The 15306-nt window shown below is 69.8% G+C and carries 15 protein-coding genes and 1 pseudogene; 12 read left to right on the forward strand and 4 right to left on the reverse strand.

Annotation, left to right across the window (positions count from 1 at the left end):
* Window position 1: 1 nt before the first annotated feature.
* Window positions 2-826 (reverse strand): IclR family transcriptional regulator, encoded by an 825-nt coding sequence (locus OG989_RS21510; protein WP_151454612.1) that lies wholly within the window; start codon window positions 824-826, stop codon window positions 2-4.
* Window positions 827-993: 167 nt separating this feature from the next.
* Here OG989_RS21510 and OG989_RS21515 point away from each other — a divergent pair, with 167 nt between their 5' ends.
* The 12 genes and pseudogenes from OG989_RS21515 (at window position 994) to OG989_RS21570 (ending at window position 11732) form a co-directional block, all read left to right on the forward strand.
* Window positions 994-3012 carry a hydantoinase B/oxoprolinase family protein gene (locus OG989_RS21515; protein ID WP_327028224.1) on the forward strand — a complete coding sequence of 673 codons (2019 nt, stop codon included), beginning with the start codon at window positions 994-996 and terminating at the stop codon, window positions 3010-3012.
* Window positions 3009-3992, forward strand: a complete 984-nt coding sequence (locus tag OG989_RS21520) for a tRNA U-34 5-methylaminomethyl-2-thiouridine biosynthesis protein (protein WP_132239083.1) — start codon at window positions 3009-3011, stop codon at window positions 3990-3992. The genes OG989_RS21515 and OG989_RS21520 overlap by 4 nt, the downstream gene beginning before the upstream one ends.
* Window positions 3985-4824, forward strand: a complete 840-nt coding sequence (locus tag OG989_RS21525) for a 2-amino-5-chlorophenol 1,6-dioxygenase subunit alpha (RefSeq protein ID WP_327028225.1) — start codon at window positions 3985-3987, stop codon at window positions 4822-4824. The genes OG989_RS21520 and OG989_RS21525 overlap by 8 nt, the downstream gene beginning before the upstream one ends.
* Before the next feature lie 35 nt (window positions 4825-4859).
* Window positions 4860-5150, forward strand: a complete 291-nt coding sequence (locus tag OG989_RS21530) for a BMC domain-containing protein (protein ID WP_151454615.1) — start codon at window positions 4860-4862, stop codon at window positions 5148-5150.
* Between the two features lie 23 nt (window positions 5151-5173).
* A complete protein-coding gene (locus tag OG989_RS21535; RefSeq protein ID WP_089000517.1) occupies window positions 5174-5512 on the forward strand; it encodes a BMC domain-containing protein in 339 nt (112 codons plus the stop codon).
* The gene (locus OG989_RS21540; protein WP_151454616.1) at window positions 5499-5762 is read left to right on the forward strand and encodes a EutN/CcmL family microcompartment protein; all 264 of its coding nucleotides are present in this window, start codon (window positions 5499-5501) and stop codon (window positions 5760-5762) included. Before OG989_RS21535 ends, OG989_RS21540 begins: the two co-directional genes overlap by 14 nt.
* A gap of 20 nt (window positions 5763-5782) precedes the next feature.
* Window positions 5783-7294 carry a 2-hydroxymuconic semialdehyde dehydrogenase gene (locus OG989_RS21545; protein ID WP_327028226.1) on the forward strand — a complete coding sequence of 504 codons (1512 nt, stop codon included), beginning with the start codon at window positions 5783-5785 and terminating at the stop codon, window positions 7292-7294.
* Window positions 7295-7469: 175 nt separating this feature from the next.
* The gene (locus tag OG989_RS21550) at window positions 7470-8264 is read left to right on the forward strand and encodes a 2-keto-4-pentenoate hydratase (protein ID WP_327028227.1); all 795 of its coding nucleotides are present in this window, start codon (window positions 7470-7472) and stop codon (window positions 8262-8264) included.
* A 79-nt stretch (window positions 8265-8343) separates the two neighbouring features.
* A pseudogene (locus OG989_RS21555) lies at window positions 8344-9258 on the forward strand (acetaldehyde dehydrogenase (acetylating)); the annotation flags it as partial.
* Window positions 9259-9368: 110 nt separating this feature from the next.
* Window positions 9369-10439, forward strand: coding sequence for a 4-hydroxy-2-oxovalerate aldolase (gene dmpG, locus OG989_RS21560; RefSeq protein WP_151456632.1), 1071 nt, complete (start codon window positions 9369-9371; stop codon window positions 10437-10439).
* A gap of 55 nt (window positions 10440-10494) precedes the next feature.
* Window positions 10495-11268 carry a 2-keto-4-pentenoate hydratase gene (locus OG989_RS21565; RefSeq protein ID WP_327028228.1) on the forward strand — a complete coding sequence of 258 codons (774 nt, stop codon included), beginning with the start codon at window positions 10495-10497 and terminating at the stop codon, window positions 11266-11268.
* The gene (locus OG989_RS21570; RefSeq protein ID WP_327028229.1) at window positions 11265-11732 is read left to right on the forward strand and encodes a RidA family protein; all 468 of its coding nucleotides are present in this window, start codon (window positions 11265-11267) and stop codon (window positions 11730-11732) included. The genes OG989_RS21565 and OG989_RS21570 overlap by 4 nt, the downstream gene beginning before the upstream one ends.
* 47 nt (window positions 11733-11779) lie before the next feature.
* On the opposite strand, the gene OG989_RS21575 is transcribed toward OG989_RS21570, so the two are convergent.
* From OG989_RS21575 to OG989_RS21585, 3 genes are all read right to left on the reverse strand, one after another.
* Window positions 11780-13426 (reverse strand): DUF2075 domain-containing protein, encoded by a 1647-nt coding sequence (locus OG989_RS21575; protein ID WP_225852415.1) that lies wholly within the window; start codon window positions 13424-13426, stop codon window positions 11780-11782.
* A gap of 394 nt (window positions 13427-13820) precedes the next feature.
* A complete protein-coding gene (locus OG989_RS21580) occupies window positions 13821-14162 on the reverse strand; it encodes a nucleotide pyrophosphohydrolase (protein ID WP_151456629.1) in 342 nt (113 codons plus the stop codon).
* 137 nt (window positions 14163-14299) lie between these two features.
* Window positions 14300-15070, reverse strand: coding sequence for a DUF4352 domain-containing protein (locus OG989_RS21585; protein WP_327028230.1), 771 nt, complete (start codon window positions 15068-15070; stop codon window positions 14300-14302).
* Between the last annotated feature and the right edge of the window lie 236 nt (window positions 15071-15306).

The raw sequence follows: 15306 nt of genomic DNA on the forward strand, positions 1-15306 counted from the left end.
GTCAGTCGCCCCACCGGTCGCCGAAGCCGTGGCCGAGCTGCCGGGACAGCTCGGCGGCGGTACGGCAGGCGGCGTCGGCGAGTTCGCGGGTGCGGGTGTCGTCCAGGCGGAAGATCGGCCCGGAGATGCTGATCGCGGCGGTGACCCGGTCGTGCCGGTCGCGTACGGGGGCGGCCACCACCCGCAGCCCGTGCTCGCTCTCCTGGTCGTTCAGGGCCCAGCCCTGCTGCCGCACGGCGGCCATGTGCGCCACGAAGGTGTCCAGGTCGGTGATGGTGTTGCTGGTCAGCGCCCTGAGCGGCACGGTGGCGAGCAGGGCGCGCAGGGCGTCGTCGTCGTGGTCGACGAGCAGCGCCTTGCCGGCCGCGCTGCACCACAGCGGGATGCGCCGGCCGAGGCGGCTGACGAGCTGCACGTTGCGGGTGCCCTGTACGACGTAGAGCGAGATGGCGTCGGACCCCTCCAGGACGGCGAGGTTGACGCTCTCGCCCTCGTGCTCGGCGAGCTGGTGCAGCAGGGGCCGGGCCAGCGCGTGCAGGTCGATGCCGGCGAGAAAGCGGGCGCCCAGCTCGAAGACGGCGACGCCGAGGCGGTAGGTGCCGTTCTCCTCGTTGCGTTGCAGGAAGCCGGCGTCGGCCAGCGCGCGGAACAGCCGGCTGGCCGTGGACTTGTGTAGGCCCAGTTCGCGGCTGACGTCGCTGACCTTGCGCTCGACGGCGTCACCCCGGAAGGCCAGCAGGACGCCCAGGGCGCGGTCCAGCGCCTGGGTGCCCGACTCGCGTGGGGCGACGCCCTCGTCGGGCGTCGGGTCAGTGGCGTACGACATCTTGCTTCCCTGCCTTTCCGGCTGCTAGGTTTCATAATATAACTCTAGGACCACATGATGGTCCACTCTACGGTGGTTCAACCCACGGTGGTCCACTCGCCCTGACCAGTCCAGGTCCACTCCGGCGGCAGATACGGACCGACACCGGAAATCAGTGAGGCATCCGCATGACTGTGAATCCGATCGACCTGGAAGTCGTCACCGAAAGTCTCATCTCGATCGTCCGCGAGATGCGACAGACGATCTTCCGTACCGCGCACTCGCCGGTGATCGCCGACGCCCAGGACTTCTCCTGCGCACTCTTCGACCCCTCGGGGCAGATGGTCGCCCAGGGCCGGGACATGCCGGGACACGTCATCGCCATGCCCGCCTCGGTGGCCGAGATCTTCGCCGACTTCGCCGCCGAGATGCGCCCCGGAGACCTCTATATCGTCAACGACCCGTACCGGGGCGGCAGCCACCTCAACGACGTCACCCTGATCAGCCCGGTCTTCGTCGACGGGGAGCTGTTCCTCTTCCCCTGCGTCCGGATGCACTGGGCCGACATCGGCGGCATGACCCCCGGCAGCGTCTCCGGCCAGGCCACCGAGATCCTCCAGGAGGGGCTGCGGATCCCGCCGATCAAGCTGATCGAGGCGGGCCGTCCCAACCGGGCCGCCTTCGACATCCTCTTCGCCAACGTCCGGATGGCCGAGGAACGCCGCGGCGACCTCGAATCCAGCATCGCCGCGTGCCACACCGCGCAGCGCCGGTTGAAGGAACTCGTCGACCGCTGGGGCACCGGGCTGATCCTCGACTGCGTCGCGGCCAACATGGACCGCACCGAGCAGCGGCTGCGCGACATGATCCGGTCGCTGCCCGACGGCACCTACCGCTACGAGGACTACCTCGACCTCTACACCGACGGCGACTACGACGCCGCGATCGTCCGCTGCCGGCTGACCGTCGACGGCGACGAGATCGAAGCCGACTTCCGGGGCTCCTCCACCCAGGTCGCCGCCGTGGTCAACTCGTCGCGGGCGATGACCGTGGCCGGGGTGTTCATCGCCGTCAAGTCCGCCCTCGATCCCGGCGGGCTGGTCAACCACGGCGCGTTCCGGCCCCTGCGGGTCCTCACCGAGCCCGGCACGGTCGTGCACGTCAGCTACCCCGCCCCGGCCAACGCCCACAGCGAGGTCCGCAAGCGGGTCATCTCCGCGGTGATGGCCGCGTTGAGCCAGGTGGCGCCCGACCTCATCGCCGCCGACCAGTTCGGCACCACCTTCCAGAACCTCATCGGCGGAGTGGACGAGCACACCGGCCAGCCCTACCTCTACTACGACTACCCGGCCGGCGGCAACGGCGGATTCCTCGAATCCGACGGTCCCAGCGCGATGAACCCGGTCGACCTCGGCGACATCTCCACCATCCAGTCCGTCGAGCGACTGGAGACCGAGATCCCGATCCTGGTCGAGGCCTGCGAGCTGCGCGCCGGCTCCTGCGGAGACGGTACGCACCGGGGCGGCCTGGGCAGCCGGCGGGAGACCCGGCTGCTGGCCAGCGGCGGGTCGTACTCGGTGCAGACCGACCGCACCACCGTCCCCCCGTACGGGCTGCGCCACGGCGGCCCGGGCGCCCCGACGGTCACCCACCTGCGTCGCGCCGACGGCCGACGGGTCGACTTCGACACCCCCGGCAAGATCGCCGGCTTCCCCATGCGGGCCGGGGACGTACTGGTCATGGAGTCCGCCGGCGGGGGCGGCTGGGGCGACCCGCTGGACCGCGCGCCCGACGCCGTCGCGGAGGACGTCCGGCAGGACTATCTGACCGGCGAGGAGGCCCGCCAGCGCTACGGCGTCGTCCTCGACGGCGACGGCGAGGCCGACCGCGCCGCCACCGCCGACCTGCGGCAGCGGCTGCGCGACGAGCGGAGCTGGTTGCGCCTCACCACCACCGACCGGCCCGCCTACACCGGCCGGCGCGGCCAGCGCCGGCTGGCCTACGTCGCGCCCGGCAGCGGCCTGGCCGAGGAGAGCCTCGTCGAACTGCACGGCGTGCACCCGGCACCACTGCGGGCCTGGCTGCGCCACGACACCGCGCTCGCCGCCGACGAGATAGCCCTCGACGACGACGGGATGCAGATCCTCGGCGGCACCGCCGAGCACCGCGCGTACGTGCGCGTCCTCACCGGGGAGGGGCGGTCATGAGCAGGGTCTTCCGGGTGCCGGTGGCGACCACCAGGCCCCGCACGGGTGGCGGCGCCGGCAACGCCCCGGCCCCGCAGGCCGCCCCGGCCCGCGCCGGCATCGTCGCCGGCTGCCTCAGCCCACATCCGCCCCACCTGATCTACGCGGAGAACCCGCCGCAGAACGAGCCCCGCTCCACCGGCGGCTGGGAGACGCTGCGCTGGGCCTACGAGCGGCTGCGCAAGCGCATCCAGGAGGTGCACCGCCCCGACGTGCTGATCGTGCACGCCCCGCACTGGATCACGATGGTCGGCCACCACGTCAACTGCGCGCCCAACCCGCGCGGCATCTCCGTGGAGCCGATCTTCCCGCACCTCTTCCGGTACCGCTACGACTTCCGCACCGACGTCGAACTCGGCGAGGCCATCGTCGAGGAGGCCAGCGGCCTCGGCCTCGTCACCCGCGCGATGCGCGACCCCCGGGTACGCGTCGACTACGCCACCATCGGCGCCCTGCACCTGGCCAACCCCGCCTGGGACATCCCCGTGGTGTCCCTGTCGGCGAACAACAACCCGTACTTCTACTCCGACGCGGCGCTGGAGGAGATGGAGGTGCTCGGCGAGGCCACCCGCCGCGCCGTCGAGGCCACCGGCCGCCGGGCCGTGCTGCTCGCCTCCAACTCCCTGTCGCACCTGCACTGGCACGAGGAGCCGGCGCTGCCGGAGGACATGGAACGCGAACACCCGTACAACAACCACCAGTACCGGTGGGACATGAAACTGCTCGAAGCGATCCGCCGGGGACCGACCGCCCCGCTGCGGGAACTCATCACCGAACACATCGAGGCGACCGCGTCGGAGACGAAGGCCGGCAGCCTCACCTGGCTGCTCGCCGCGATGGGCTGGCCCAAGGTCGCCGGTGACGTGCTCGGCTACGGCACGATCATCGGCACCGGAAACGCCGTCGTCGAGTGGCTGCCCGAGGGGAGCCCCCATGGCTGACCGGACCGGAATCGTCGCCGGCGCACTCGTGCCCGGCATGCCCCACCTGCTCGCGAAGGAACCCGCACCGAGCTGGGCGGCACTGGCCTCGGCCGCCCGCGACGTGGGCGAGCGCCTGCGCCGGCTGGAGCCCGACGTCGTCCTGCTGCTGTCCACCCAGTGGTTCACCGTCCTCGGCCACCAGTTCCAGTGCGACCCCAACCCGCGCGGCGAACACGTCGACGAGAACTGGTACGCCTACGACTACGGCCTGCTCCGCTACGACCTGCGCTTCGACGTGGAGTTCAGCGAGCGGTGGGCCGACCGGGTGCAGGCCGACGGCAAGCAGGCCCGCCGCACCCGCTACGAGGGCTTCCCGATCGACGCCGGGACCATCGTCACCTCCGCGCTGCTCGACCCGGAGCGCAAGCTGCGCTGGGCACAGGTCTCCTGCAACCTGTACGCCGACGCCGACACCCTCGCCGACGTCGGCCGGGCCGGTGCCGCCGCCGCCCACGAGGCCGGCGTACGCGCCGCCGTCGTCGTGGTGAGCGGACTGTCCTCAGGACTGATCCAGCAGTGGATCGAACCGGGCCAGGACCACATCGGCACACCCGCGCACGACCAGTGGAACACCCGCGTACTCGACCTGCTCACCGCCGGCAAGGTCGACGAGGCGCTCGCGATCCGCGAGGACTACGCCCGGCAGGCCCAGGCGGACAGCCAGTTCCGGGCCCTCGCGTTCGCCGCCGGCACCGGCGCCGCCAGCGGCCCGGCGCAGCTGCACTCGTACGGCCCGATCTGGGGCACCGGCGCCGCCGTCCTGTCCTGGAACCTGCCCGAGCGTCCCTGACCGAAGCCGACCCGCAACCAGAGCAAGGAGCAGACATGCGAAACGTGGCCGTGGGCTTCGTCGAAGCCGAGGGTTTCACCCCCATCTTCGACGCCGTCGACGCGATGGTGAAGGCCACCGAGGTCGAGGTGACGAAGGTCGTACGCCTCGGCGGCGGCATCGTCGCGGTCGCCGTGCGCGGCGACCTCGCCACCGTCGAGGAGGCGGTGGACATCGGCGAGGAGACCGCCCGGGCGCGCAGCCGCTCGGTGCGCTCGATCGTCTTCGCCAGCCCCTGCGACGCGGTGAGCGCGTTGGCCGTCGAGCCTGACCTCGTCGGCAACTGACAACCGGGTAAGGAGAATCAGCCATGTCCTCCGACATCGCGATCGGAATCGTCGAGACACGCGGCCTGGTGGCGCTCTCGGCGGGAATCGAAGCCATGATCAAGACCGCCGACGTCCGGTGCGTGGCCGTGGAACGGGTCACCAGCGGCTACCTCGCGGTCGCCGTCCGGGGCACCCTCGCCGCCGTACGCCAGGCAGTCTCCGCCGGCGAGGCCGCCATCCGCGCCCACGGCGAGCTGCGCAGCTCCCAGGTCTACCCGAAGCCCCACCCGACCACGGCGGCCCTGCTGGACGCGCCCGAACCGGCCCGCATCCGCGAGGTCATCGCCGGCCTACGGGGAGAAACCGATGGTGCTCGGTGACGTCGTCGGCAAGGTGTGGGCCGACCGCATCCTGCCGGCGTTGCAGGGCAGGCGGCTCGTCCTGGTCCGCCCGCACGGCGACGGGCCCGACCTCGTCGCCGTCGACCCCCTGAACGTCGGCGTCGGCACCACCGTCCTGGTCGTCACCGACGAGGCCGCGGCGGCCGTGACCGGCCAACCCACCGTGGACGCCGCCGTGGTCGCGCTCGTCGCCGACCTCGGCAGCGAGCGGACCGAACCCAGCACCTGAACCGGAAGGGACACCTGACGATGGCCGAGTCATCCTGGCCGGTGAGTCTGCGCGACGGCCACCCGGGCGCCGACCCGCCGACCCTGCGCAACTTCGTGGGCGGTGAGTTCGTCGAGGGCGGGCGGCGGTTCGTCAAGCGCAGCCCGGTGACGGGTGAGCCGGTCTTCGAGGTGGTCGAGGCGGACCGGGCGTGTGTGGACGATGCGGTGGCGGCGGCGCGGGGGGCGTTGCGGGGGCCGTGGGGTCGGATGGGGGAGCGCGAGCGCGCGGAGGTGTTGCGTCGGGTCGCCGTCGAGCTTGAGCGGCGTTTCGACGATCTGGTGACCGCTGAGGTGGCCGACACCGGCAAGTCGATCTCGCAGGCGCGGACGTTGGACATCCCGCGCGGCGCGGCGAACTTCCGCGCCTTCGCGGAGATCGTGGCGACGGCGCCGACGGAGTCGTTCACGACGGTGACGCCGTCGGGTGGGCGGGCGTTGAATTATGCGGTGCGTAAGCCGGTGGGTGTGGTGGCGGTGATCGTGCCGTGGAACCTGCCGCTGTTGCTGCTCACGTGGAAGGTCGCTCCGGCCCTTGCGTGCGGTAATGCGGTGATCGTGAAGCCGAGCGAGGAGACGCCGGCGTCGGCGACGTTGTTGGCGGAGGTGATGGCCGCCGCCGGGGTGCCGGAGGGTGTGTTCAACCTGGTGCACGGGTTCGGTCCGGATTCGGCGGGTGAGTTCTTGACCCGCCATCCTGGGGTGGACGCGATCACGTTCACGGGTGAGTCGTCCACCGGCGGGGCGATCATGCGGGCCGCCTCCGATGGCGTGAAGGCCGTGTCGTTCGAGTTGGGTGGCAAGAACGCGGGGTTGGTGTTCGCGGACGCGGATCTTGATGCGGCGGTGGCGGGGTCGGTGCGGTCCAGTTTCACCAATGGCGGTCAGGTGTGTCTGTGTACCGAGCGGATCTATGTGCAGCGGCCGGTGTTCGAGGAGTTCACGGCCCGGCTCGCGCAGCGCGCTGGTGAGCTGTCGTTCGGGTGGCCGGCGGACGAGGCGACGGTGAACATGCCGTTGATCTCGCGTCAGCATCGGGAGAAGGTGCTGGGCTATTACGACCTGGCTCGTGGTGAGGGTGCGCAGGTGCTGACCGGGGGCGGCGTGCCGGCCTTCGGTGACGCGCGTGATGGTGGTGCGTATGTGCAGCCGACGGTGTTGACGGGGTTGGGTGCGGATGCGCGGACCAACACCGAGGAGATCTTCGGGCCGGTGGTGCATGTCGCCCCGTTCGATGACGAGGATGAGGCGTTCGCGTTGGCGAACGGCACGGAGTACGGGTTGGCGGCGGCGGTGTGGACCCGCGATGTGGGTCGGGCGCACCGGGCCGGTATGCGGTTGGACGCGGGGATCGTGTGGGTGAACACGTGGTTCCTGCGGGATCTGCGGACGCCGTTCGGTGGGGTGAAGGCGTCCGGGATCGGGCGCGAGGGCGGCGTGCACTCCCTTGATTTCTATTCCGAGTTGACCAACGTCTGCGTGGACCTGACATGAGCGGCGGTGTTCGCATCGGCGTCGCGGGTGCGGTGGACGTGGCGAGCACATCGTGGGTCGGGCGCACCGGGCCGGTACGGGGTTGGACGCCGGCATCAGTGTCGCGGGGTGTCCGTCCGGCTTCCGGTCGACCCGCGGCTGTCGGTAGCGGCTCCGAGTGGAGTGGGGAGCTGACATGAGCGTTGATTACGAGGCGGCGGCCCGGGAACTGGTCGACGCGCGGGAGAACGGCAAGCCGTGTCCGCCGGTGCGCGGGCGGCTGCTGCCTGAGGGGGACGTCACGTCGGCGTACCTGGTGCAGCAGCTTCAGGTGCGGCAGTGGTTGCAGCGCGGCCAGCGGCGGGTGGGCGCGAAGATCGGGCTGACGTCGCGGGCGGTGCAGGAGAGCTTCGGTGTCTTCCAGCCGGACTTCGGGGTGCTGACCGACGACATGGCGGTGCCCGACGGGGCTGAGGTGCCGATGGGCCGGCTGCTCCAGCCCCGGGTCGAGGCGGAGGTCGCGTTCGTGTTGGGCGCGGATCTGCCGGACGAGCGGATCACCGGCGCGGACGTGATCCGGGCGGTGGATCACGTGTTGCCGGCGATTGAGATCGTGGATTCGCGGGTGGCGGGGTGGGACATCTCGATCGTGGACACGGTGGCGGACAACGCCTCCAGCGGCCTGTTCGTGCTGGGCACGACGCCGCGCCGGCTCACCGACGTGGACCTGCGGTTGTGCGGGATGGTGCTTGAGCAGGCCGGTGAGCCGGTGTCGGTGGGGGCGGGGGCGGCGTGTCTGGGTAATCCGTTGCACGCGGTGCAGTGGTTGGCGCAGACGATGGCGCGCTCGGGTGACCCGTTGCGTGCGGGCGACGTGGTGCTGTCCGGGGCGCTTGGTCCGATGGTGCCGGTGACGCCCGGCTCGGCGTACGAGGCGCGCATCTCCGGCCTGGGTTCGGTGCGTACCTGTTTCTCGGGGGAGGCGTCGTGAGCGCTATGGCGGTCTTCGCGGTGGTGCGTGCGTGGAATGGGCTGGCGACCGTCGCGGACTTCGGTGAGGGGGAGACATCGTGAGCGTTGGTGTGGCGGTGATCGGGTCGGGCAACATCGGCACCGATCTGATGATCAAGGTGTTGCGGTTGTCGGAGTCGTTGCGGATGGTGGCGATGGTGGGCATCGACCCCGATTCCGATGGTCTGGCGCGGGCGCGCAGGTTGGGTGTGGCGACGACCGCTGAGGGTGTCGACGGCTTGGTGGCGATGTCGGAGTTCGCGGATGTGGAGTTGGTGTTCGATGCCACGTCGGCGGGTGCGCACCGTTACAACGACGCGGTGTTGGCGGCGCATGGTCGGCTGGTGGTGGATCTGACGCCGGCGGCGGTGGGTCCGTATGTGGTGCCGCCGGTGAATCTGGACGAGCACCTGGGTGAGCGCAACGTGAACATGGTGACGTGTGGTGGGCAGGCGACGGTGCCGATTGTCGCGGCGGTGGGTCGGGTGACGCCGGTGGTGTACGGGGAGATCGTGGCGTCGATCGCGTCGAGGTCGGCGGGGCCGGGGACGCGGGCGAACATCGACGAGTTCACGGAGACGACGGCGCGGGCGATCGAGGTGGTCGGTGGTGCTGGTCGTGGTAAGGCGATCATCGTGTTGAATCCGGCTGATCCGCCGTTGTTGATGCGTGACACGGTGTACTGCCTGTGCGAGGACGCCGACGCCGACCGTGCGGCGATCGCCGGGTCGGTGGGGCGGATGGTGGCGGCGGTGCAGGAGTACGTGCCGGGGTATCGGTTGAAGCAGGACGTGCAGTTCGACCGGGTCGACACCTATGTGCCGTCGTTGGGTCGGCGTCTGCGCGGGTTGCAGGTGTCGGTGTTTTTGGAGGTTTCCGGCGCGGGGCATTATCTGCCGGCGTACGCGGGGAATCTGGACATCATGACGTCGGCGGCGCTGCGTACGGCGGAGCGGCTGGTCGGGCTGCGATCGGCAGCGACCGGCCATGACAGCGCGGGCCGCGACGGCGCTGATGGCGACAGCGCGGACCATGACGGCGCTGGTGGCGATGGCGTGGGTCGGAACGTCGTGGAGGTGACCCGGTGACTGATCTGTACATCCAGGACGTGACGTTGCGCGACGGCATGCACGCCGTGGCCCACCGCTACACGGTCGAGCAGGTCCGCACCATCGCGGCGGCGTTGGACGCTGCCGGGGTGGCGGCGATCGAGGTCGCTCACGGTGACGGGTTGGCCGGGTCGAGTGTCAACTATGGCCATGGTGCGGCCAGTGACGCCGACTGGATTTCGGCGGCGGCCGAGGTGATGACGAACGCGAAGCTGACGACGTTGCTGCTGCCGGGGATCGGCACGATCGCGGATCTGAAGGCGGCGAAGGCGCTCGGGGTGACCAGTGTCCGCATCGCCACGCACTGCACGGAGGCGGACATTTCGGCGCAGCACATCGCGTGGGCGCGGGAGAACGGCATGGACGTGTCCGGGTTCCTGATGATGTCGCACATGAACGACCCGGCCGGTCTGGCCGGGCAGGCGAAGTTGATGGAGTCGTACGGGGCGCACTGCGTCTACGTCACCGACTCCGGCGGCCGACTCCTCATGTCCGACGTCGCCGAGCGGGTGGACGCGTATCGGCAGGTGTTGGCACCGGATACGCAGATCGGTATCCACGCCCACCACAACCTGTCCCTCGGCGTCGCCAACAGCGTCGTCGCGGTCGAGCACGGCCGCATCCTCGGGGACGGGCCGCTCGGTTCGCCGTCGGGTCGCACGGTCCGCGTCGACGCGTCGCTGGCCGGGCAGGGCGCCGGAGCGGGCAACGCGCCGTTGGAGGTGTTCGTGGCCGTCGCCGAGTTGCACGGGTGGGAGCACGGCTGTGACGTGTTCGCCCTGATGGACGCCGCCGACGACATCGTGCGCCCGTTGCAGGACCGGCCCGTGCAGGTCGACCGCGAAACCCTCTCCCTCGGCTACGCCGGGGTGTATTCGAGTTTCCTGCGGCACGCGGAGCGGGCGTCGGACAAGTACGGGGTGGACGTGCGCTCGATCCTGGTCGAGTTGGGCCGCCGCCGCATGGTCGGCGGGCAGGAAGACATGATCGTGGACGTGGCACTGGATCTGGCCGACGGTCGCGCGCAGACGGGTGCGGCACAGTGAGCGCGAGGATTGAGCCGGGCGTGCGAGCCGCGCAGTCGCGAACGAGGGAGACGCCATGATCGGGCCGGACACCGCGGGTATCGCCGAGCGCCTCGGCGAGGCGGCCGACACCGCCACCGCCATCGCGCAACTGGCTGCGGAGACGGGCTTGGACGTGGACGCCGCGTACGGGGTGCAGACGGCGTTGATCCAGCGTCGCCTCGACCGGGGTGAGCGCCTGGTCGGGTTGAAGATGGGCCTGACCAGCAAGGCGAAGATGGCGCAGGTCGGCGTGGACGAGGTCATCTGGGGCCGCCTCACCGACACCATGCGCATCCCCGACGGCGGCACCCTCGACCCCACCAAGTTCATCCACCCCCGCGTCGAACCCGAAGTGGCGTTCCTGCTCGACCGTCTCCCCGAACCCGGCGAGTGCGTCGGGGACTTCACCGACGCCGTACGCGCGGTCGCCCCCGCCATCGAGGTCATCGACTCGCGGTACGCCAACTTCACGTTCTCCCTGCCGGACGTGATCGCCGACAACACCTCCGCCGCCGCCTTCACCATCGGCGCCTGGTCCCCGGTGCCGGACGGCCTGGACAACCTCGGGGTGCTGCTGGAGATCGACGGACGCGTCGCGCAGGTCGGCTCGACTGCCGCGATCCTCGGCGACCCCCGCCGCGCCCTCGACGAAGGCATCCGCCTCGCCGGACGCCACGGCGTACGGCTGCGCGAGGGCTGGGTGTTCCTCGCCGGCGCCGCCACCGCCGCCGTCCCCCTGAAACCCGGCGCCCACGTCCGCGCCGTCGTCGAACACCTCGGCACCACCTCCCTGAGAGCAGCAGCATGACCACGAACCAGGACACGACCACGAACCAGGACACGGCAGCAGGTCACGGCACGGGCGCACAGGCGCACGTCGTGGCCGGCAAGGCCGTACCCCGAGGCGCGTTCCCGCACGTCAAGGTCGCCGGCGGGTTCGTCTTCGTCTCCGGCACCTCCAGCCGCCGCCCCGACAACACCTTCGCCGGCGTGCAGGTCGACGAGCTGGGCACCACCAACCTGGACATCCGCGCGCAGACCCGCGCCGTCATCGACAACATCGCCGACCTGCTTAAGACGGTCGGCGCCGACCTGAGCGACCTCGTGCAGGTCACCACCTACCTCGTCAACATGAACGACTTCGGCGGCTACAACCAGGTCTGGGCCGAGTACTTCGACGCCACCGGCCCCACCCGCACCACCGTCGCCGTCCACCAGCTACCCCACCCGCACCTGCTCATCGAGATTCAGGCCGTGGCCGTACTGCCCTGACGGAGGGTGGACAAGGGGCCTCACGTGCGACCGTCGCGAGCAGCGCTTCAGTGCGATCCGAAGCCTCCGGCGGACGACGTGGCTTCGTAGACCGTCTCCAAACCCCGTTTCACGCGGACCAACGAAGTCAGCCACTCCCGCGTCTCCGGGTCGGTCGAATAGAGCAGCGTGCCACGCATGCCCCGGGTCATCAGCACCTTGTAGGTGTTGCGGATCAGCCGGTCCGCCTCGACATCACTGAGCGTCTTGCGGCTGCGGAACGCCGGGTCCTTCGACTCGGAACGTCGGGTGACCAACTTTCCGTCGCGGGCGACCAAATCCGGGCCGATGATGACGCCCGACCACTCGTACTCGAAGCCCTGGGCGGTGTAGACGCAGCCCACCTGGCCGAATCCATGGGGGTCGGTGGCCCAGAACGCGCTGCCCGGCGCCTCGCCGACGCTGCGGTCGCTCTTGACGTTCCACGGCCGGGCCCAACTGCCCACCTGCACATCAGGAACGAGGGTGTCATCCGGTCGCGGATCGCTCCACGGCCAGCAGTATCCCGCCGACATTCGTGCCGTTTCCCCGGCGGCCTGTTTCCCGGCGAGGAACGCCTCCAACTCCTCCGGCGAGTCAGCGAGCCGAAGGTCGAAGCGGCCGTCGCCGGTCCAGACCGTCGGCTCGCCACCCTCGAGGCCCAGGAGGTCAAGCACCCACTTCTCGTACGCCTCGCTGCCGCCGCAGCGGAACTGGTCGTGAAGCGAGACCACCTCGACCTCCAAGCCAAGTTGCTCGGCATATCGGGAGATGACGTCGACGCTGCCGAGTTCTCCTGGCTTCACGACCTGGTGCTCATCGAGCAGGAACACCGGCACCCGTGCGGCGGCGATCAGTTCGTCGACCTGCGGACGGGCCTTGTCGCGCTTTGCCTTGGGCGTGAACCTGTTGACCGACGTCTCCCGGATCCGGTGCGCCTCGTCGCAGATCAGCACGTCGAACCCATTGCGTTCCGCTGTCATGAAGCTGTTGAAGTAGGCGAACAGATTCTTGATTCGGGTTGATCCCTTGCCGGCGTACCGGCGCAGCGTCTGGGTGAACGACCGTGAGCCGGTGGCGTGCATGACTGATCGGTTCTGTCGGGCCAGTTCGCCGAGCACCGACAGGGCGATCACGCTCTTGCCGCTGCCCGGCCCCCCGGCGACGACCACGACCGACTTGCGCTCCGCCGACCGGGCCCGCTCCACCGCGTGCAGGACCAACTCGTACGCCAAGCGCTGGCGGTCCAACAACGTGAAGTGCGACCGTTCCTTCAGCTCCTGGGCCGCGTACGACAGAAGGTGCCTGCTGGGTCGGACGGAGCTGGTGAGGAAACGGTCCGCTGCGGCCGCGCCCGGAGCGGGTGCGAGGTGCATGCGGAGGTAGTCGAGGAACTGGCCGCGACGTTGTTTGGTGAAGATCCGGCTCTGCTCTGTGGGACGGCGCGCGAACAGATCGTTGACGTCGCGGTCGACGGCGTTGTGCAGGTACGCGGCACCCCGCACAGGATTGCGCCGGTCGGCGAGGACACCGAGAAAGTCCGTGAGGTACTCGCAGTAGTCGCCGACCTGCACGCCCGGGTGTAGGCGCGGGCCTCGGGCGTGCTCGACCAGGACGAGTCGGTCCGAGCCCTCGTAGGACTCGGCCTGGGACCACTGCTTCAGCTCCACCACCACGTAGGAGTCCTCGGCGGTCCCCGGATCGACGCCGGCGAGTACGACGTCCACACGCTTGCTCGTCAGCGGAAGCTGGTACTCGACCAGGACCTCGACCTGCCCCAACCCCGCGTCGGCGAGATCCTGACCGAGCACCAGGAGGCTGCGCGACCAGGAGCGCCGTTCACTCGGGCTCACGTGGTGACGGAGGCTCTCGGCGATCCGGTCGGCCAAAGTGCCGTTGGTGGCCAGTCGGAGCAGACCATCGGCGGAGGTACGGAACGCTGACAACACTTGCCCCCGGGCAGCACGAAATGATCGTGCGCATGGGGGGCGTGTCTGGCCACAGCCGGAAGCCCGTCGTTACGCGCCTGTATGAGGGGACTGTAGCGAAGAGATCAACTCATCGCCACAATCAGGACTGAGGCTTCGCGACCGAGCCCTTCGCCCGCTCCACCGGATAGCGGACAGCCACCTCGTCGAGCTTGGTCATGGCAGCTTCGACGAGGTCGATATCGAGCACGTCGGCCAGTCGTGTCAGATAGACCATGACGTCGCCGATCTCGGCCTTGACCCGGGCACCGGCCTCCGGTTCGGACATGACCTCAGCGGCCTGCTCGGGCGTCAGCCACTGGAACTCGGCGAGCAGTTCACCCACCTCGCCGGCAAGCGCCATGGCCAGGTTCTTGGGCGTGTGGAACTGTTGCCAATCGCGCTCGTCCGCGAACGCGCGTAAGCGTGCCGTCAGGAGATCCATTCGCGTGATCCTTCCATGCCAGGCGTGACTCGTCATGCGTCGTGGCGCCGGGCAGCCCATGGGAAAGTCGATCAGGTCGGCGGCGACGACGAACGCAGAACGGTCAGGTCCGTAAACCACGGGACCTGACCGATCTGTCACAGGCTGACTACCGCGTCCTCGGCGAGTGTGAAGAGTCCCGCATCGAAGGTGATGGTCTTCAACTTCGTGCCCTTGGGCACGTCGAAGAAGACGTTGGCGCGTACGGAATTGCCAGGGTTGATCTCGTCGAGAAAACCGCGGGCATCGTCGTTGCCGTACATCCCGGCTGCGCCGTCGGCGTCGTACTCGCGGCCAGCGGCATCTTGAACGGTCACCGTGCCGTCGGCGTGGAAGAGGTGAGCCGACTTGGTGACGTTCTTGACGGAAATGCTCACGCGACAGTACGTGCCCTGGGCCTTACGGTTGAGGAAGGAGTCGCCCACCTGCGAGATGCCGCACTTGACGCTGTTGACGGTGAACTCGAAGTCGCCGCCGCGAACCTTGTCACCAACGCGGTACACCTTCGGGCCGGTCTGCTTCGCCGGGCTCGGCTTCGCCGGAGCCGCGGCCGGCGGGGTCGCGGCGGCCGACGGTGCGGGCGCCGACTTGGCCGGGGAGGCGTCAGCCGCTGCGGCGGTCGGCTCCGCGCTCGACGACACGCTTGCCGGCTCGGAGTCGCCGAGGATCGCTCCGACCATGCCGACGCCGCAGCACAGCGCAACCATGGCGCCGAGGCCGATGAGCGTGGGAATCAGCCAGGACGGCCGCTTCCGTCGAGCCGGCGCGGCCGGATACGCCGCAGTCGGCGGCGGGCCGTAGGGCGGGGGCCCGTTGTCGGGCTGGCCTGCATACGGCTGGTTCTGGCTCGGGTGGCCAGGATCGGTCATGCTTCTGTCCCCACAGGTAGTCCGCGCGGCACCCACCGCGCGAGTCCTGTGAACGGTACTGAGGTAGCCGTGACGAATTCGATCACTGTCGGGTCGACGACAACGCCGTGGGTCCAAAGTGGCTGACTGGCCCACTGGCGACCGATCAGGGTGGGCGGGCGGCTACCGAATAGAGGTAGCGACCCTCTGATCGGGGAAGGCCGCCGCGACGAATGCATCGGGCTGCCGCCAAAGTG

It is taken from the genome of Micromonospora sp. NBC_01740, assembly GCF_035920365.1.
GTDB classification, from domain to species: Bacteria; Actinomycetota; Actinomycetes; order Mycobacteriales; family Micromonosporaceae; genus Micromonospora; species Micromonospora reichwaldensis.